Origin of the sequence: Mesorhizobium sp. M1334 (genome assembly GCF_040317995.1) — a bacterium.
Taxonomy (GTDB): Bacteria; Pseudomonadota; Alphaproteobacteria; order Rhizobiales; family Rhizobiaceae; genus Mesorhizobium.
In genome coordinates this window covers 1-16,363 of sequence record NZ_JAMYLM010000020.1, presented here as the reverse complement: position 1 = coordinate 16,363, position 16,363 = coordinate 1, and the positions used below count along the sequence as shown (strand labels likewise).

Sequence of the window (16,363 nt, the reverse complement as noted above, 5' to 3'; positions counted from 1 at the left end):
TGGCAGCGGCGCCGGCCGGGTCATGCGGCTCCCGCACGGCTTGATATCATGGCGCGTCGCACCGACCGGCGCCGCTCGACCGCGTCGGCAAGGCCGTAAAGCACCGTCTCGGTGGTTGCCCAGTCGATGCAGCCATCGGTGATGCTCTGGCCATAGACAAGCGGCTTGCCCGGCACGACATCCTGCCGGCCGGCGACAAGGTTGCTCTCGATCATAACGCCGATGATGCGCTCGTCGCCCGCCGCGACCTGGCACGCCACCTCGGCTGCCACCCCTGGCTGGTTTTCCGGCTTCTTGCTGCTGTTGGCGTGGCTGACATCGATCATCAGCCGCGGCGCCACGCCGATCCGGCCGAGTTCCGCGCAGGCAGCAGCAATGCTTGCCGCGTCATAATTCGGCACAATACCGCCGCGCAGAATGACGTGGCAGTCCTCGTTGCCGGCGGTCGTAGCGATGGCGCTGCGCCCACCTTTCGTCACCGCCATGAAATGATGCGGCTGGGCGGCGGATTTCACGGCTTCGGCGGCGATCCGCAAATTGCCGTCGGTGCCGTTCTTGAAGCCGACCGGGCAGGACAGGCCTGACGCCAGTTCGCGATGGATCTGGCTCTCGGTCGTGCGCGCGCCGATCGCTCCCCAGGCGACGAGGTCGGCAATATATTGCGGGGTGGCCATATCGAGGAATTCGGTGGCCGCTGGAAGGCCGAGATTGTTGACCGCGGAGAGCACGTTGCGGGCCATCCGTAACCCCTTGTCGATGTTGAAGCTGCCGTCGAGATCGGGATCGTTGATCAGGCCTTTCCAGCCGACCGTCGTGCGCGGCTTCTCGAAATACACCCGCATGACGATCTCCAGCCGGTCCGACAGGCTTTCGCGCAGCGTCGCCAGACGACTGGCATAGTCTACGGCAGCGGCCGGGTCGTGGATCGAACAGGGGCCGACGACAACCACCAGCCGGTCGTCGGCGCCGGTCAGCACGGCGTGGATCGCGTTGCGTGATGCGGCAACGGTGCGCGTCGCCGTCAGCGTGCGCGGTATCTCCCGCATCACCTCGTCCGGCGTGCTCAATTCCCTTATTTCTTTGACCCGAAGATCGTCTGTGGTCGTCAACACGGCTTTCTGCTCCTGTTTGTTTGGAGCATGATCCGAAAACCGGATGCCACTTTTCGGGATCATGCTTTAGGAGACCTGCCGGCAAACAAAAAAGCCGCCAGGTCTGGCGGCTGTTCGGATTTTTGATGCTGCAATCTTCAGATCGAGCGCAATCCTCCCGCCGCCAGCGAGCTGCTAAAGTACCAATACGTGGCGGTCAGGTTGATCATGCGGTTCATATAATCGATGCCGGGGCGCTTGTCACGTGGGTGATGAGGCGAAGCAGTGTCTCAGTTTGAAATGTGCTCCTGGCCTTGGGGAAACCAGATGCCACGCCGAAACCAGTTGACCACGCCCAGATTGGGTATGACGTGATTCTGGTCAAGGTCATTCATGTCCTTGATGATCTCGATGCCGACAACATTCTCGGCAGACCCAAAGGCAAGCGAAAAGAGTTGTAGCGCGTCGGCTTCCGATTGCGCGGTGACGCCAACCCCGAGGTGGCCGCTTACCTTGATCCAATAGGGATGCATCAGACGTGCTCTTGCCGCCCTAGCGGTTCGTCACGCTGACGCCCAAGGTTGAGATCGGCGCCGCGCAGCGGGGAGTCCAACAGGAACTTCGCAAGCGTACCCTTGCGTGCGGTCTTGCGCTGCCATTCCTCGGCCGAGACGACAACCACGATCGGTTTGCCGTTTCTGGTGATCGTCTGCGGCGCCGACTGCGCGCGCTCGATGACCTCTAAGAGCCGGGCTTTTGCCCCGGCGACCGTCCAATTGGTATTCTTAGGTGCAGGCGGCATCTTAATCCCGTGACTAGTCCGACTACGTTGACTATGTGGGAATGGCGATGCCGACGCAACAGACGCGGGGCCACTCAGCTGGCCTTACTCCGGCGACGCCCCCGCGATGCTCTGGTCGTAGTCGACCAGCGATCCGGTCATGACGCCGGACTGCGGGCTGATCATATAGCTGATCAACCTGGCAAGCTGTGCCGGTTTCACCAATTGACCCATCGGCTGTGCGGCCTCGGCCCTTTCCAGCCAGTCGTCCGGCGCGTCGTGCCATTTTTTCTGCACGATCGCTTCGCCCTCGGTGTCCATCCAGCCGGGCAGCACCGCATTGCAGCGGATGCGATTGCCGCGATAGGCATTGGCGACATTCTTGGTCAGTGTCGCCAGCGCACCTTTGCTCGACGAATAGGGTGCCAGGAACGACTGGCCGCAATGCGCCGACATCGACAGCACGTTGACGATCGAGCCCGGTGCCTTGCGCGCCAGCAAATGCGCCACCACGCCCTGCATCAGGAAAAACGGGCCGCGCACATTGGTCTGGAATATCTGGTCGAAGAGATCCTCGGAGGTCTCGACCAGCGAGCCGCGAGCCGAGGTGGCAGCGGCGTTGACCAGCGCGTTGACGGTACCGAAATGGCCAATCGCCATTTCGACCGCACGCTTGCAGTCGGCCACCTCTGAGACGTCGGCGCTGATAAAGATGGCATCGACACCTGCCCGCTTGAGAGTGGCGACAGCTTTGTCGCCTTTCTCCTGCGAGCGGCCGATCAGCGCCAGCGCCCGGCAGCCCTCATCGGCCAGCGCTTCGGCGACGGCAAAGCCGATGCCTTGCGCGCCGCCGGTGACGATGGCGCGTGTTTCGGAATTGCGACCAGCTGAACCGTTCATCGCCTTGCTCCTGTGCTTGATAGTCAGATTGTTTTGTCGAGGCGGACGGTCTTGCCTTCCTTGGCCGATTTCAGCGCCGCATCTGCCAGCCTGAGCGCCACCAGGCCATCCTGGCCGCTCGGCGCCGCCTTCTTGCCCGACGTCGCTGCCGCGATGAAGGCGGCGATCTCGTTGGCATAGGCGTCGAGATAACGGGTCATGAAGAAATCGTGCAGCGGCGGCCGCGTATAACCTTTCTCGTTGGCCAGTTCGATAGACACCGGCCGCTGGTTTTCGGCCGCGATCATGCCTTTCGAGCCATGCACCTCGATGCGCTGGTCGTAGCCATAGGTGGCGCGGCGCGAGTTGGAGATGACGCATTGCTTGCCGGAGGCGGTCTCGAGAATGACGCTGACGCTGTCGAAGTCGCCGGCTTCGCCGATCTTCTTGTCGACCAGCACCGAAGCGTGCGCGCTGACCGCCACCGGCTCCTCGCCGAGCAGGAAGCGCGCCATATCGAAATCATGAATGGTCATGTCGCGGAAGATGCCGCCCGAGCGGCCGATATAGTCGAGCGGCGGCGGGCCGGGATCGCGCGAGGTGATCGTCACCATTTCGACGGTGCCGATGGCGCCGTCGTCGATCGCCTTGCGCACGGCGGCAAAATGCGGATCGAAGCGGCGGTTGAAGCCGACCATCAGGGTGGCGCCGGCCTTGTCGACGACGGCCAGGCAACGTTCCACTCTGGCGGCGTCGAGGTCGATCGGCTTCTCGCAGAAAATCGCTTTACCCGCTTTGGCGAAGCGCTCGATCAGATCGGCATGAGTGTCGGTCGGCGTGCAGATGACGACCGCATCGATATCGCCGGCCTTCTCGATGGCATCGATGCTGCGCACTTCGGCGCCATAGGCAGAGGCCAGATCGGTCGCCGCCTTCTCGAAGGCGTCGGCAACTGCAACCAGCCTGGCCTGCGGATTGGAACCAACGGCGCGAGCATGGACCTTGCCGATACGGCCGGCACCGAGAAGAGCAAAGCGAAGAGGCATGAAGAATTTTCCTTTGAGGATGGTTGGGAAGGGAAGGCGTGTCAGCGCCGGTGGCCTCGTTGCCGTTACGCCGCAAGCTCCGCCTGCCCGGTCTTGGCACCGGTGATGTAGGAGACGATATCGTTGCCGTCGGTGTCTTGCTTGCGCAAATTGGCGACGATGCGGCCGCGCCGGAAAACGACGATGCGGTCGACCAGGTCGAACACCTGGCGCATGTTGTGAGAGATCAGGATCAGCGGTTCGCCATTTTCCTTCAGCGTGCGGATGATGTTTTCGACCTGCATCGTCTCTTGCACGCCGAGTGCCGCGGTCGGCTCATCCATGATGATGAGCTTGGAAGCAAAGGTCGCGGTTCTGGCAATTGCCACGCACTGGCGCTGGCCGCCCGACATATGGCGGATGGTGTTGGAAAGATTGGGGATCTTGACCGCCGTGCGGACCAAGGCTGCCTCGGTCGCCTTGCGCATGAACTTGCGATCGAGGATCGAGAAGGGTCCTAGATTGAACAGCACCCGCTCGCGGCCGAGGAACAGGTTCGACGGCACGTCGAGGTCGTCGGCGAGCGCCAGGTTCTGGAACACCGTCTCGATGCCCGCCTCGCGGGCTTCGATCGGGCCGGCAAAATTCACTTCCTTGCCGTCGAACCACATCCTGCCGCTGGTGCGCTGCTCGACGCCGGTGATCTGGCGTACGAAGGTCGATTTGCCAGCGCCGTTGTCGCCCATGATAGCGACATGCTCGCCCTTGCGCAGCTCGAAGTTGGCACCCTCCAGGGCATGGACGCCGCCATAATACTTGGTCAGGTTTTCCGTCTTCAGGACGATGTCCGACATGGTCAAGCCCTCATTGCCCGCAGGCGTTGGCGCCACTGGTCGAGAACGACTGCGCCGACGATGATCACGCCTTTGACCATCTCCTGATAATAGGCGTCGAGGCGCAGAAAGGTGAAGCCGGAGATGATGACGCCGAAGATCAGCGAGCCGATCACCGTCCCAATAATCGAGCCGCGGCCGCCCGACAGCGAGACGCCGCCGATAACCGCCATGGCGATCGCGTCGAGCTCGTACATCACACCCATGCCGGCCTGGGCGGTGAGATTCTTCGAGCTCAGCACCACGGCGGCGAGCGCGGCGAGGACGCCGGCAATGACGTAGACGAGGATCTTGTGGTTGGCGATGTTGATGCCGGACATGCGCGCGGCATCCTCATTGGAGCCGATTGCATAGCAGTGCTTGCCATATTTGGTGTAGCTCAGGATCAGCTGAAACAGCACCGCGAGCGATATGAAGATGATGACCGGCATCAGCCCCTTGCCGATGGCGGCGAAACTCTCGGTCGGAAACGAGATCGGCTGTCCCTTCGACCACCATTTGGCGATGCCGCGCGCGGTGACCATCATGCCGAGCGTGGCGATGAACGGCGGAATGCGGGTGTAGGCGATCAATGCGCCGTTGACCAGGCCGGCCAGCAGTCCGCAGCCGATCGCGACCAGCACCGGCACGATCACCGGCAGGTCGGTCCAGCCCTGGGCGATGAACATCGCCTTGGGGTTCGGGTTGCCGTTGACGGTCGCCACCTGGGCGAAGCTCATGGCGATCATTGCCGTGGCGCCGACGATCGAACCTGAGGACAGGTCGATGCCGCCGGTAATGATCACCTGCGTCACGCCGATGGCAATGATGCCGACGATCGACACCTGCAGGATGATGATCTGCAGGCGCGCTTCGTTGAAGATCGCATCGATATTGTCGCGGGTATTGAACAGGAAGCTGTCGCCCAGGAAGACCCGGCCGATCAGCTCGAACGCGCCGACCAGGATGACGAGCGCCAGGAAGACGTTGAATTCGGCCGGCCATGCGCGCCGCTTCGCATCATAGCTGAGGCCGCCGACGCCGTGAGATGTCTGTGCCAATCGTGCTTCCTCCGTCAGCCACAGTCTCTTTCGGCCGCTCTTCAGGCCGAGAGAGAAGGAGGAGCGGCGCTGGTGCGCCGCTCCGGTCCGCTGCCTCAGTTCTTCTTCAGGAACTTGTCGATATTCGCCGGCGTGACCAATTGGAACGGGATGTAGACCTTGTGCTCGACCTTTTCGCCCTTCGCCAGCTTGAGCGCCGCGTCAAGCGCGCCGGCGCCCTGGCCGGCCGCGTCCTGGAACACCGTCACATCGAGATCGCCCGCCTGCATCGCCACAAGCGCGTCCTGGGTAGCGTCGACGCCGCCGACGACAACCGACTTCATGTCGATGTTGGCGGCCTTCATCGCCTGGATGGCGCCGATCGCGCTTTCGTCATTGTTGGCGATGACGCCGTCGAACGGCTTGCCCGTCGACAGCCAGTTGGTCATCAGGTTCTGCGCTTCTTCGCGCTTCCAGTTCGACGTCTGCTTATCGATGATCTTGATGAAGCTGCACTCCGGCGTGGCGATCACGTCGTCAATGTCCTTGGTGCGCTGCACTGCTGCCTGGTTCGACAGTTCGCCCATGATCACATAGACGTTGGCTTCAGTCTTGCCGGCCTCCTTGAATAGGCGGCAGACCTCCTTGGTCTCGAGCGTGCCGGAATCGGCTTCGTTCGAAGCGACGAAGGCCTGGTTTTCGGGCAGCGTGTCGACGTTGACCGGCTCGCGATTGACATAGACCAGTGGAATCTTGGCAGCGGCGGCTGCGTCCGACATCGCCTGGGTCGCCGAGGTGTCGACCGGGTTGACGATGATGGCATCGACGCCCGAGGCGGCGAAGTTCTTGATCTGGTCGAGTTGCTTGGCGACGTCGTTCTGCGCATCCTCCACCTGCAGTTCGACGCCGTCCATGCCCTTGGCCTGCTCGATCATGCCGTTGCGCAGCACGGTGAGAAAATTGTCGTCGAACAACGCCATCGACACGCCGATCTTGGCAGCGAAGGCGGACGAACTCATCAGCGCCGCGAACGCGACGCCCAAAAGCAGTTTTTTCATTTTATTTCTCCTCCACATTGGTGTCCGGCTGCACCGATCTACCCGGAATCCCCGATCTCGCAGGGAATTCTCTCCCGATTGCCGTTTTAGTTCCGGAGGCATTTGCCTGAAACAGATCTTCCGGAACGAAAGAACCAAAATGCTCAGTTGGTGAAATATTTATTCCATTTCGCGTGGGCGTCAAGCGAGATTTCGCCAGGATGGATTTTCGGCATTTCAAGCGCTTTTGGACGGACGCTCAGGCAAGCCAAGCCTGAAAGCGTTCTGATAGATTACATCATGTCTGCCGCCAATGACCGCGACGTCAGATGTTTTCCGGCAGATAGATGTCGAAGGGCAGAAAGGTCTGGCCCGGCGCATTCGCAGCGCCGGTCTCGATGGCATGCGCCATCAGCCCGACAAGCTCGCGGCAAAGCGCTGCCAGTGGCGTCGAGATCACCATCGTCAGGAAATTATCCGCCAGCGCCGAGCGGGAGTCGGGCGTGATCTCGTTGCAGACGACCGCCGGCACCTCTGCCGGCTTTGCCTCCCTCAGCGCCGAGATCGCGCCTTCCATGCCGCCACCAGCGACATAGCAGCCGACGAGATCAGGGTGGCGGGCTAGAAGCTCGATCATTGCATCATGCGTGATCTGGTTCGCTTCCAGATTGACCAAGGTCTCGAGCAGAGTGAATTCCGGCGCCTGCTCGCGAAAGAAGGAGCGAAAACCGATCTCGCGAAGCTCATGGCCATGGAAGCGATGGCTGCCGACGAAGAGGGCAACCTTGCCAGGCCTCTTCGCAGCCTTCGAGATCATCCAGGCAGCGGTGCGGCCGACCTTGCGATTGTCCAGGCCGACATAGCCCTCGCGAATACCGGACGCAAAGTCGGAAAGCAGGGAGAACACCGGTACGCCATTGGCTTTGAGAGCCTCGACGGCGACCGTCAGCGTCGGGTGATCAGGCCCGACCAGGGCGACGGCCCTGGATTTGGCGGCCAGTCTGCGCATCCGCTCGACGATCTCGTCCGGCGCCAGCGAGCCGGCGAAGTCGATGGTCGCCACGCCGCGAAAGCGCGGCGACTGCGATACCGCCAGTTCAAGCTCGCGGGCAAATTCGCTGTAGAAAACGTCCTCCCGCCGCAACAGCAGGAACCCGAGCCGATACTCCGGCAATTCATGGCGCATCCGCTGCTTAATCAGCCCGGCTGCGTGATAGCCAATGCTGGTCGCCGCTTCATAGACGCGGCGCGCGGTTTCCTCGCGCACCGGCAACCGGTTGTTCAGCACCCGGTCGACGGTGGCAACGCTGACCCCCGAAATGCGTGCCAGGTCGGTAATCGTCGGCCGTTTCGCCATCGCTGCCTCGCTCTATTGTCCTGCTTTTACACCATTATGATGTAAAATGATAGAAACTATCTTTGTGATATTGAGCCTATCAGGCTTCGGCGTTATTTGAATGCGGACCGACTATGATCGAGGCCTCCGCCATGGTGGATATTGGACTCCGAACCGGGAACACGATCGCCACAGCAGCGTCCCGGCGTGACTACAGCCTGATCGGCCGCGACGCGAAGCTCGCCATCGAGAGCGGGCTGGCGGCGGCCGAGTGGTATCACACGGACGTGCCACGCAAGCAGATGAAGGAGCTGATGCAGCGCTCCGACGGCCCGGCGATCCGCGATACGGTCATCTGGCTCGGCGCCTTAATCCTGAGCGGAGCCGGCGGCGTCTGGTTCTGGGGCAGCTGGTGGTGCGTGCCGTTCTTCTTCGTCTACGGCGTCCTCTACGGCTCCTCCACCGATTCACGCTGGCACGAATGCGGCCACGGCACCGCCTTCAGGACGCAGTGGATGAACGACGTGGTCTATCAGATCGCCTGCTTCATGATCATGCGCAACCCGGTGACCTGGCGCTGGAGCCATACGCGCCACCATACCGATACCATCATCGTCGGCCGCGATCCGGAGATCTCGGTGATGCGTCCGCCCGATCTGCTGCGCGTCGTGCTCAACTTCGTCGGCATTCTCGACGCCTGGCATGCGATGAGCGACATGCTGCGCAATGCAGCCGGTATCATCAGTCCGGCCGAAAGAACCTTCATTCCCGACCAGGAGCAGCCGAAGGCAATTCGCATTGCCCGCATCTGGACGACAGTCTATGCCGCGACCATTGCCCTGGCGCTCTACACGGGCTCGTTCCTGCCGCTGATGCTGGTCGGGCTGCCCAGGCTTTACGGCGCGTGGCACCATGTCATGGTCGGCCTGCTGCAGCATGGCGGCTTGGCTGAAAACGTCACCGATCACCGGCTCAACAGCCGCACCGTCTACATGAACCCGATAAGCCGCTTCATTTACTGGAACATGAACTACCACGTCGAGCATCACATGTTTCCCATGGTGCCCTATCATGCGCTGCCCAGGCTGCATGAGCTGATCAAGCACGATCTGCCGGCGCCGACACCGTCCATCCTGGCCGGCTACCGCGAGATGATACCGACCTTCCTGCGGCAGCTGCGCAATGAGGATTATTTCATCAAGCGCGAACTGCCGCCGACGGCGAGGCCCTATCGCGAGCACTTCCACAACGACAACGCTACCGCTGCGGTGGCTGCCGAATGACAAGCCCATGCCGAGGCACCCAAAATCGAGGGACCGTAAATGAGCGACTGGGTCGAGGCCTGTGACGCCGAGGACATCGACGAAGAGGACGTGATGCGCTTCGACCATGGCGGCCGCACCTTTGCTATCTATCGCAGCCCCGACGACGAGTATTTCGCCACCGACGGGCTTTGCACGCATGAGAAGGTGCATCTGGCCGACGGGCTGGTCATGGACGACATCATCGAGTGCCCGAAGCACAATGGCCGCTTCAACTACAAGACAGGGGCTGCCAGGGGCGCGCCGGTCTGCGTCGATCTAAGGACCTATCCGGTCAAAGTCGACGCCGGCAAAGTCCTTGTCCGGATCGGTTGATGATGACGAAGGGAATGGTCGTCATCGGCGCCGGCGAATGCGGCGGGCGCGCCGCCCTTGCGCTGCGCGAGCTCGGCTATGATGGCCCCGTAACCTTGGTCGGCGACGAGCCGCATCTTCCCTATGAGCGCCCGCCGCTGTCGAAAGACGCGATGGTCGCCGACGCGCCCCTGATCAAGGCGATCGCCAGCGACGCGATCCTGGCCGAGCGCTCTATCCGGCATATCCATTCGGTTCTGGCTGTGGCGATCGACCGCACGGCGCATGTCGTGCGCCTGTCCGACGGTTCCGCCCTGGCCTACGACAAGCTCCTGCTGGCGACCGGTTCGGTGCCGCGCAAACTGCCTATGCCGGGCCTTGGCGGGCGCTGCGTCTATCTGCGAACCTTCAACGATGCGCTGGCCATTCGTGCCCATCTCAACGCCGGCAATCGCATCGCCATAGTCGGCGGCGGCTTCATCGGGCTCGAGCTCGCCGCGGCGGCGCGCAGTCTGGGTGCCGCGGTCACCGTCATCGAGGCGCAGCCGCGCATTCTGATGCGCGGCGTGCCGGCCGAGATCGCGCAGGTCATCCATCAGGCGCATGAAGCCGAAGGCGTAAAAATCCTGTGCGGCGAGGGCATCGCGGCCATTGCCGATGACGGCGCCGACGTGCGAATCGCGCTTGCCGGTGGGCACGACATTGTCGCCGATCTTGCCGTGATCGGCATCGGCGCCGTGCCGGTGACCGGACTTGCCGCGGAGGCGGGGCTGACCATCGACAATGGTGTCGCCGTCGACGCCGAGCTTCGCACCAGCGACCGGCATATCTTTGCCGCAGGCGATTGCTGTTCGTTTCCGCTCGCCATCTATGGCGGCCGGCGCGTGCGGTTGGAAGCCTGGCGCAATGCGCAGGAGCAGGGCGCACTCGCCGCAAGGAACATGCTTGGCGCCGGCGAGGCGCATTCGGCGGTGCCTTGGTTCTGGTCGGATCAGTACGGATTGACCCTGCAGATCGCCGGCCTGTCAGACCAAGGCCGCAGCATCGTTCGCCGCGACGTTGGCGACGGCGCCTTCATCCTGTTTCATCTGGCCGAGGACGGCAGGCTGGTTGCGGCAAGCGGCATCGGCCCCGGCAACGCGGTCGCCCGCGACATAAGGCTGGCAGAGATGCTGATTGCAAAGCAGGCAAAGCCGGCGCCGGAAGCGCTAGGCTCGCAAACGGTCAAGCTGAAGTCGCTGCTGGCGGCGTGAGCTGAGGGCGTGGATAGTTGGCCGAACGCGTTTGGCTAAAACAGCGCTTTCAGCTCCGGCAGCTTGTCGTTGATCAGCCAGCCATAGTAATTTTCCTCAGGCAGTTTTTCCGGCTCGCCCGCAGCGCGGCGCTTGTCGTTCTCGGCCTTCAGCGCATAGGCGCGCTGTTCGGGGCTGCCGACATTGTAGAGCGTCGACGTGAGGCCGGGATTGCCTGAGATGTCGAAGCCGGCAATGCTTCTATAGGCGTCGATCGATTTCCGGATCGTTGCTGCGACATAAGGCAGTGTCAGGTCAGGATCCATGATGGTCTTGTAGACCGCGTTGGGGTCGCTGACGTCGAGTTCCGGCAGGCCGGAAACCTTGTGCACGAGGTCGCTCATTTCCAGCGCCGTCAACGGATTGAGCTGGCCAAGGCCAAAAGTCTGGCCGGCATAATAAGGTTGGAAGAAAGTGGCACCGAAGCGGTCGTCGGGGAAGCTCTCGCCGTTGACGGTCTTGCCGCGGAACGACCGGTTCCACACCTGCTCGCGGCACTCCCATAGGTCGTAGCTATCGGACTTCCCGGCGCATTTGGCGAATTGCGGCCGCTGCACGAAATCGGTGATGTCCTCGCCGTCATAGGCGAAGGAGAGCTTGCTCGATAAATACGAGATCGCCTTGACGTAGTAGGTCTGCAGCCGGTCGTAGGCATCGACATTGTAGGTGTGCTCGCCGACGATGGCGCCGACGATATGCATTGGGTCGATGCCATAGGCCGCGGCTGCCTGCTTGATCTTGCCGCGCAACTCGGCATCGTTCTGGAGCAGCGCAAAGACTTTGCGGTATTTCGCCTGGAAGGTGGTGTTGGTCGCCTGGGTGCGCCGGCTCGATGCGCCCGGTATGTCAGGCTGCTCGGTGTTGCGGTTGCCCGGCGGCACCATCGTTGCCGCTTGCGCGGCGAACATGGCTGTCGCCAGCGTCAGCCCCAAAATGACGAGGATCAGTTTTTTCATGCGCCACCGCCCAAATAATCGGCGGCAAACTAGGTAATGCTCCACCGGGAGTCGAGAGACGCCTGCACCGGACGGGACGAAAGCTTGCCGGATGCTTCCATTTGGCCACACCTCCGGAATGCCAGGCTGAATTTGACGGAGGCCGGGAGTAATTCCCCGGCCTCTTGGAGAATCAAGAGTCTCCTACAAGATGAAACGCGACAAGTCCGTGTTTCTGGAGAGGTCGCCGACATGCTTCTCGACATAGGCGGCATCGATTGTCACCGAGGTGCCGTTACGGTCCGGCGCGTCATAGGAGATGTCGTCCAGCACCCGTTCCATCACCGTCTGCAGCCGCCTGGCGCCGATATTCTCGACGCTGGCGTTAAGGTCGACGGCGATGCCGGCCAACGAATCGATCGCGTCATCGGTGAAGACCAGGTCGACGCCTTCGGTCTTCATCAGCGCGATATATTGCTTGATCAGGCTGGCTTCGGTCTCGGTGAGGATGCGGACGAAATCGTCCTTCTCCAGCGCCCGCAGCTCGACGCGGATCGGCAGGCGGCCCTGCAATTCCGGCAGCAGGTCGGAGGGCTTGGCGACGTGGAACGCGCCCGAGGCGATGAACAGGATATGGTCGGTCTTCACCGGTCCATATTTGGTCGCAACCGTGGTGCCTTCGACCAGCGGCAGCAGGTCTCGCTGCACACCTTCACGCGAAACACCAGCACCGATGCCGCCTTCGCGCGAGGCGATCTTGTCGATCTCGTCAAGGAAGACGATGCCGTCATTCTCGGTCGATTCGAGAGCCCTGCGCACCACTTCGTCCTGATCGAGCAGCTTGTCGGACTCGTCGCTGATCAACAGCCCGTAGGACTCCTTGACGGTCGTCTTGCGCAACTTGGTCTTCTTGCCGCCCATCGCCTTCGACAGCATGTCGTTGATGTTGAGCACGCCGATATTGGCGCCCGGCATGCCGGGGATCTCGAAGCCAGGCATGCCGCCATTGCCGGTATCGGCCACTTCGATCTCGATCTCCTTGTCGTCGAGCTCGCCGTCGCGCAGCTTCTTGCGGAAACTGTCGCGGGTGGCCGGGCTCGCCGTCTTGCCGACGAGCGCTTCGAGCACCCGTTCCTCGGCGTTGACGTGGGCACGCGCCTTGACGTCCTCGCGCATCTTCTCGCGCACCAGCCCGATGGCGATCTCGACCAGATCGCGGATGATCTGCTCGACGTCGCGGCCGACGTAACCGACCTCGGTGAACTTGGTGGCCTCGACCTTAACGAAAGGCGCACCGGCAAGGCGCGCCAGGCGGCGTGAAATCTCGGTCTTGCCGACACCGGTCGGGCCGATCATCAGGATATTCTTCGGCATCACCTCTTCGCGCATCTGGCCCTCGAGCTGCTGGCGGCGCCAACGGTTGCGCAAGGCAATCGCCACCGCACGCTTGGCATCTTTCTGGCCGATGATGAAGCGGTCGAGTTCCGAAACGATTTCGCGGGGAGAGAAGGTGCTCATATCACTAAATTCCACTTTGCCACTGCCGAATGGACTCGAATGGATGCAGCAGCATGATCACGTTGAGTGTCAGATTGTCCCGGATGAGATAGCCGACACCGAATTCGAAGATGAGGGCGAGGGTGACGATCACCCATATAGGAAGCCTTCGCGCCATGACAAACCCCAGCACCATGGCCAGCGTGTCCGACACCGAATTGACAATGCTGTCTCCATAATAATCGAGCGAGATCGTGCCAGCGCGGTAGCGGTCGATGATGAAAGGACTGTTCTCGAGCAGCTCCCAGCCGCCCTCGATGACGACCGCAAACGCCAGCCTGAGCCCGATCGGCGAGCGCGGGAAAAGGAACCACGCCAGCGCATAGAACAGGAAGCCGTGAATGATGTGCGAGAAGCTGTACCAGTCGGAAATATGCTGGGAATTCTCGGAGCTTTGCACGATGCCGTGCCACAGCTTGACATAGCCGCAGGTACAGATCGGCGTCCGCCCCATGCCGTAGAGGACCCCGGCCTGGAAGATGACCAGGCCGAGAACCAGCAGGAGCCCCATTCGCCAACTGTCTTCGTAGGCCGAGACGGTTTTGTCGCTGGATACGCTCATGCTGCTATTGCCCCTCTTCTGCGTCACCCTGTCCGGCATCACCCTCTGGGGCATCAATGGCCATCAGCACGGCATCGCCATATTCCGACTTCTTGCGATCGATAGCCGTAAAACCGGCCTTTTCATAGGCACGGATAGCCCGTGCATTGGCGGGGTCCGGGTCGATGATGACGCGCGGCGTACCTTCCTCGAAAAGCTGCTCGACGAACTGCCGGACGATCGCGGAGCCGTGGCCGACCCCGACAAGCTCGGGCACGCCGATCGACAGATCGATGCCGAGCGTGCCGAACGGCTGGTCGCTATAGGGATGGCCGTCCTCCAGATGCGGATCGTAGCTCTGCAAATAGCCGATGGGCTTTCCGTCCAGCTCGATGATCAGCGGCTCGACCGAAATGCTGTCGATATGCTCGCGGATCTCCGCAATCTCGGTCTCTGGGTCGTCCCACCACTCGGCGACATGCGGCTCGGCAAGCCAGCCGGCGATCATCGGCAGGTCCCTCTGGGTCACCGGCCGAAAACCATAGCGGAGGCTCCGCTCAGGCGGCATCGAGGGTTTCGACGACGAAGTTGTTGTTTGTGTAGACGCAAATGTCTGACGCGATCTGCATCGCCTTGCGGGCGATCTCCTCTGCGCCCTTGTCGCTGTCCATCAGCGCGCGTGCCGCTGCCAGCGCGTAATTGCCGCCGGAGCCGATGGCCATGACGCCAAATTCGGGCTCCAGCACGTCGCCGGTGCCGGTCAGCGCCAGCGACACCGACTTGTCGGCCACCAGCATCATCGCTTCCAGCCGCCGCAAATAGCGGTCGGTGCGCCAGTCCTTGGCAAGCTCGACGCAGGCGCGTGTCAGCTGGTCGGGATATTGTTCGAGCTTGGCTTCGAGCCGCTCGAGCAGAGTGAAGGCATCGGCGGTGGCGCCAGCGAAACCGGCGATGACGTTGCCGCCCTTGCCGATGCGGCGCACCTTCTTGGCGTTGCCTTTCATGATCGTCTGGCCGAGGCTGACCTGGCCGTCGCCGGCGATCACCACCTTGCCGCCCTTGCGCACGGTCAGGATGGTCGTGGCATGCATGGTCAGTTCATTCGACATTTCCTGCTCCGACAAGCACCGATCCCATCGAGGCGATCGGTGCGTTACGAGTGACTTGATCGGCCATATGTATGCATAGGCCGGACGATTGCAAACCGGCCATCCGCCGGGCCGGATAGTGCTCCGCAGCGGTAACTGGCAATCGCCGGATCATGCTGCTAGAAGGCTTTCGTTTTCAGGCCTGTGAACGCCTGACGTGCAAATCTGAAACAAGGATGAGGTCATGGCGCCCCGTTCCGCCGAGATAAGCCGCAAGACCAGGGAAACCGACATCTCCGTGTCGGTTCAAGTCGACGGCTCGGGCAAATCCGACATTTCGACGGGCGTCGGCTTCTTCGACCATATGCTGGACCAGTTGTCGCGCCATTCGCTGATCGACATGACCGTGAAGGCCAAGGGCGACCTGCATATAGACGACCACCACACCGTCGAGGATACGGGCATCGCGCTCGGCCAGGCGCTGGCCAAGGCATTGGGCGAGCGGCGCGGCATCATGCGCTACGCCTCGATCGACCTCGCCATGGACGAGACACTGACGCGGGCGGCAATCGATGTCTCCGGCCGGCCTTTTCTGGTCTGGAATGTTTCGTTCTCGTCGCCGAAGATCGGTACGTTCGACACCGAGCTGGTGCGCGAATTCTTCCACGCGCTGGCGCAGAATGCCGGCATCACGCTGCATATCACCAATCATTACGGCGCCAACAACCACCACATCGCCGAGACCTGCTTCAAGGCCGTGGCGCGTGTGTTGCGTTCGGCACTTGAGCGCGACCTGCGCCAGCCGGACGCGGTTCCCTCCACCAAGGGATCCCTGAAAGGGTAACGCCATGGCCATCTATGTCGTGATGGAGCCGCCAGGCCGCGGTGAAAGCGTGGACACCACCTTTATCCGTGACGGCTTTGCCTGGCTCGGCTTCCTGGTGCCGCCGCTGTGGCTGGCCTGGCACCGGCTGTGGGTCGAGGCGGCATTGGCGTTTGTCGCCATGGGCCTGCTCTCGATACTGGGCGAAAGGCTGGACCTGGAAACAGCCGGCTCGCTTTTATCCTTCCTTGTCATGCTCTTTGTCGGGCTGGAGGGACAAGGCTTGCGAATTGCAGCCCTGCGCCGTCGCGGCTGGCATGAATGGGGCGTAGTGGAGGGCGCCAGGGTCACACACACCCACCTACGCAATTTGTTGGGAAGCCCGGCGGTAGACGATGGACAAAAAAATGGGCAGCGGTTAAGACCACTAGCCGCACAAACCCAGCCCGC

General features: G+C 62.0%; 19 protein-coding genes. 5 read left to right on the top strand and 14 right to left on the bottom strand.

Going from position 1 to position 16,363, the window contains the following annotated elements:
- Positions 1-20: 20 nt before the first annotated feature.
- The 9 genes from NKH17_RS25790 to NKH17_RS25750 form a co-directional block, all read right to left on the bottom strand.
- Entirely contained in the window at positions 21-1,112 is a 1,092-nt protein-coding gene (locus NKH17_RS25790; RefSeq protein WP_352477074.1) for a 3-deoxy-7-phosphoheptulonate synthase, read from the bottom strand.
- A 269-nt stretch (positions 1,113-1,381) separates the two neighbouring features.
- Positions 1,382-1,624 carry a hypothetical protein gene (locus NKH17_RS25785; protein WP_352477075.1) on the bottom strand — a complete coding sequence of 81 codons (243 nt, stop codon included), beginning with the start codon at positions 1,622-1,624 and terminating at the stop codon, positions 1,382-1,384.
- The gene (locus tag NKH17_RS25780; protein ID WP_352477076.1) at positions 1,624-1,893 is read right to left on the bottom strand and encodes a type II toxin-antitoxin system prevent-host-death family antitoxin; all 270 of its coding nucleotides are present in this window, start codon (positions 1,891-1,893) and stop codon (positions 1,624-1,626) included. The genes NKH17_RS25785 and NKH17_RS25780 overlap by 1 nt, the downstream gene beginning before the upstream one ends.
- Positions 1,894-1,977: 84 nt before the next feature.
- Positions 1,978-2,772, bottom strand: coding sequence for an SDR family oxidoreductase (locus tag NKH17_RS25775; protein WP_352899465.1), 795 nt, complete (start codon positions 2,770-2,772; stop codon positions 1,978-1,980).
- Positions 2,773-2,795: 23 nt separating this feature from the next.
- Positions 2,796-3,797, bottom strand: coding sequence for an inositol 2-dehydrogenase (iolG, locus tag NKH17_RS25770; RefSeq protein ID WP_254815917.1), 1,002 nt, complete (start codon positions 3,795-3,797; stop codon positions 2,796-2,798).
- A 65-nt stretch (positions 3,798-3,862) separates the two neighbouring features.
- Positions 3,863-4,630 carry an ATP-binding cassette domain-containing protein gene (locus NKH17_RS25765; protein WP_254815918.1) on the bottom strand — a complete coding sequence of 256 codons (768 nt, stop codon included), beginning with the start codon at positions 4,628-4,630 and terminating at the stop codon, positions 3,863-3,865.
- A gap of 2 nt (positions 4,631-4,632) precedes the next feature.
- Positions 4,633-5,709, bottom strand: a complete 1,077-nt coding sequence (locus tag NKH17_RS25760; protein ID WP_292655972.1) for an ABC transporter permease — start codon at positions 5,707-5,709, stop codon at positions 4,633-4,635.
- Positions 5,710-5,804: 95 nt separating this feature from the next.
- Positions 5,805-6,746 carry a sugar ABC transporter substrate-binding protein gene (locus NKH17_RS25755; protein WP_352972631.1) on the bottom strand — a complete coding sequence of 314 codons (942 nt, stop codon included), beginning with the start codon at positions 6,744-6,746 and terminating at the stop codon, positions 5,805-5,807.
- Between the two features lie 304 nt (positions 6,747-7,050).
- Positions 7,051-8,082 carry a LacI family DNA-binding transcriptional regulator gene (locus tag NKH17_RS25750; protein WP_352899459.1) on the bottom strand — a complete coding sequence of 344 codons (1,032 nt, stop codon included), beginning with the start codon at positions 8,080-8,082 and terminating at the stop codon, positions 7,051-7,053.
- A gap of 131 nt (positions 8,083-8,213) precedes the next feature.
- On the opposite strand from NKH17_RS25750, the gene NKH17_RS25745 reads away from it, so the two are divergent.
- From NKH17_RS25745 to NKH17_RS25735, 3 genes are read left to right on the top strand one after another with little or no spacing between them, the layout of a single operon-like run.
- Positions 8,214-9,344 (top strand): fatty acid desaturase family protein, encoded by a 1,131-nt coding sequence (locus NKH17_RS25745; RefSeq protein ID WP_352899542.1) that lies wholly within the window; start codon positions 8,214-8,216, stop codon positions 9,342-9,344.
- 39 nt (positions 9,345-9,383) lie between these two features.
- Positions 9,384-9,698 (top strand): MocE family 2Fe-2S type ferredoxin, encoded by a 315-nt coding sequence (locus tag NKH17_RS25740; RefSeq protein WP_023677524.1) that lies wholly within the window; start codon positions 9,384-9,386, stop codon positions 9,696-9,698.
- Between the two features lie 2 nt (positions 9,699-9,700).
- Entirely contained in the window at positions 9,701-10,930 is a 1,230-nt protein-coding gene (locus NKH17_RS25735; protein WP_352477108.1) for an NAD(P)/FAD-dependent oxidoreductase, read from the top strand.
- Positions 10,931-10,965: 35 nt separating this feature from the next.
- Here NKH17_RS25735 and NKH17_RS25730 read toward each other — a convergent pair whose 3' ends face one another.
- The 5 genes from NKH17_RS25730 to hslV all read right to left on the bottom strand — a co-directional run bounded on the left by NKH17_RS25730 (position 10,966) and on the right by hslV (position 15,111).
- Positions 10,966-11,925, bottom strand: a complete 960-nt coding sequence (locus NKH17_RS25730) for a DUF1402 family protein (protein WP_352899457.1) — start codon at positions 11,923-11,925, stop codon at positions 10,966-10,968.
- Between the two features lie 183 nt (positions 11,926-12,108).
- Positions 12,109-13,422: an ATP-dependent protease ATPase subunit HslU gene (gene hslU / locus NKH17_RS25725; protein WP_352477083.1), complete on the bottom strand. Its 1,314-nt coding sequence runs from the start codon at positions 13,420-13,422 to the stop codon at positions 12,109-12,111.
- A gap of 4 nt (positions 13,423-13,426) precedes the next feature.
- Positions 13,427-14,023, bottom strand: a complete 597-nt coding sequence (locus NKH17_RS25720) for a DUF2585 domain-containing protein (RefSeq protein WP_352899454.1) — start codon at positions 14,021-14,023, stop codon at positions 13,427-13,429.
- A 4-nt stretch (positions 14,024-14,027) separates the two neighbouring features.
- Complete coding sequence (locus NKH17_RS25715; RefSeq protein WP_352899451.1) at positions 14,028-14,570, bottom strand: GNAT family N-acetyltransferase; 543 nt, start codon at positions 14,568-14,570, stop codon at positions 14,028-14,030.
- A complete protein-coding gene (gene hslV, locus NKH17_RS25710; RefSeq protein WP_254815927.1) occupies positions 14,560-15,111 on the bottom strand; it encodes an ATP-dependent protease subunit HslV in 552 nt (183 codons plus the stop codon). Before hslV ends, NKH17_RS25715 begins: the two co-directional genes overlap by 11 nt.
- 223 nt (positions 15,112-15,334) lie before the next feature.
- Here hslV and hisB point away from each other — a divergent pair, with 223 nt between their 5' ends.
- Both hisB and NKH17_RS25700 read left to right on the top strand, forming a co-directional pair.
- Positions 15,335-15,934, top strand: a complete 600-nt coding sequence (gene hisB / locus NKH17_RS25705; protein ID WP_352647742.1) for an imidazoleglycerol-phosphate dehydratase HisB — start codon at positions 15,335-15,337, stop codon at positions 15,932-15,934.
- Positions 15,935-15,938: 4 nt separating this feature from the next.
- Positions 15,939-16,363, top strand: a 425-nt coding sequence (locus tag NKH17_RS25700) for a DUF2628 domain-containing protein (RefSeq protein ID WP_352972627.1), incomplete at its 3' end; no start/stop codon positions are given.

Excerpts from the sequence above, each read along its gene's own strand:
- NKH17_RS25785 (WP_352477075.1), bottom strand. The coding sequence starts at position 1,624 with ATGCATCCCTATTGGATCAAGGTAAGCGGCCACCTCGGGGTTGGCGTC.
- NKH17_RS25780 (WP_352477076.1), bottom strand. The coding sequence starts at position 1,893 with ATGCCGCCTGCACCTAAGAATACCAATTGGACGGTCGCCGGGGCAAAA.
- NKH17_RS25775 (WP_352899465.1), bottom strand. The coding sequence starts at position 2,772 with ATGAACGGTTCAGCTGGTCGCAATTCCGAAACACGCGCCATCGTCACC.
- iolG (WP_254815917.1), bottom strand. The coding sequence starts at position 3,797 with ATGCCTCTTCGCTTTGCTCTTCTCGGTGCCGGCCGTATCGGCAAGGTC.
- NKH17_RS25765 (WP_254815918.1), bottom strand. The coding sequence starts at position 4,630 with ATGTCGGACATCGTCCTGAAGACGGAAAACCTGACCAAGTATTATGGC.
- NKH17_RS25755 (WP_352972631.1), bottom strand. The coding sequence starts at position 6,746 with ATGAAAAAACTGCTTTTGGGCGTCGCGTTCGCGGCGCTGATGAGTTCG.
- NKH17_RS25750 (WP_352899459.1), bottom strand. The coding sequence starts at position 8,082 with ATGGCGAAACGGCCGACGATTACCGACCTGGCACGCATTTCGGGGGTC.
- NKH17_RS25745 (WP_352899542.1), top strand. The coding sequence starts at position 8,214 with ATGGTGGATATTGGACTCCGAACCGGGAACACGATCGCCACAGCAGCG.
- NKH17_RS25740 (WP_023677524.1), top strand. The coding sequence starts at position 9,384 with ATGAGCGACTGGGTCGAGGCCTGTGACGCCGAGGACATCGACGAAGAG.
- NKH17_RS25735 (WP_352477108.1), top strand. The coding sequence starts at position 9,701 with ATGACGAAGGGAATGGTCGTCATCGGCGCCGGCGAATGCGGCGGGCGC.
- NKH17_RS25730 (WP_352899457.1), bottom strand. The coding sequence starts at position 11,925 with ATGAAAAAACTGATCCTCGTCATTTTGGGGCTGACGCTGGCGACAGCC.
- hslU (WP_352477083.1), bottom strand. The coding sequence starts at position 13,422 with ATGAGCACCTTCTCTCCCCGCGAAATCGTTTCGGAACTCGACCGCTTC.
- NKH17_RS25720 (WP_352899454.1), bottom strand. The coding sequence starts at position 14,023 with ATGAGCGTATCCAGCGACAAAACCGTCTCGGCCTACGAAGACAGTTGG.
- NKH17_RS25715 (WP_352899451.1), bottom strand. The coding sequence starts at position 14,570 with ATGCCGCCTGAGCGGAGCCTCCGCTATGGTTTTCGGCCGGTGACCCAG.
- hslV (WP_254815927.1), bottom strand. The coding sequence starts at position 15,111 with ATGTCGAATGAACTGACCATGCATGCCACGACCATCCTGACCGTGCGC.
- hisB (WP_352647742.1), top strand. The coding sequence starts at position 15,335 with ATGGCGCCCCGTTCCGCCGAGATAAGCCGCAAGACCAGGGAAACCGAC.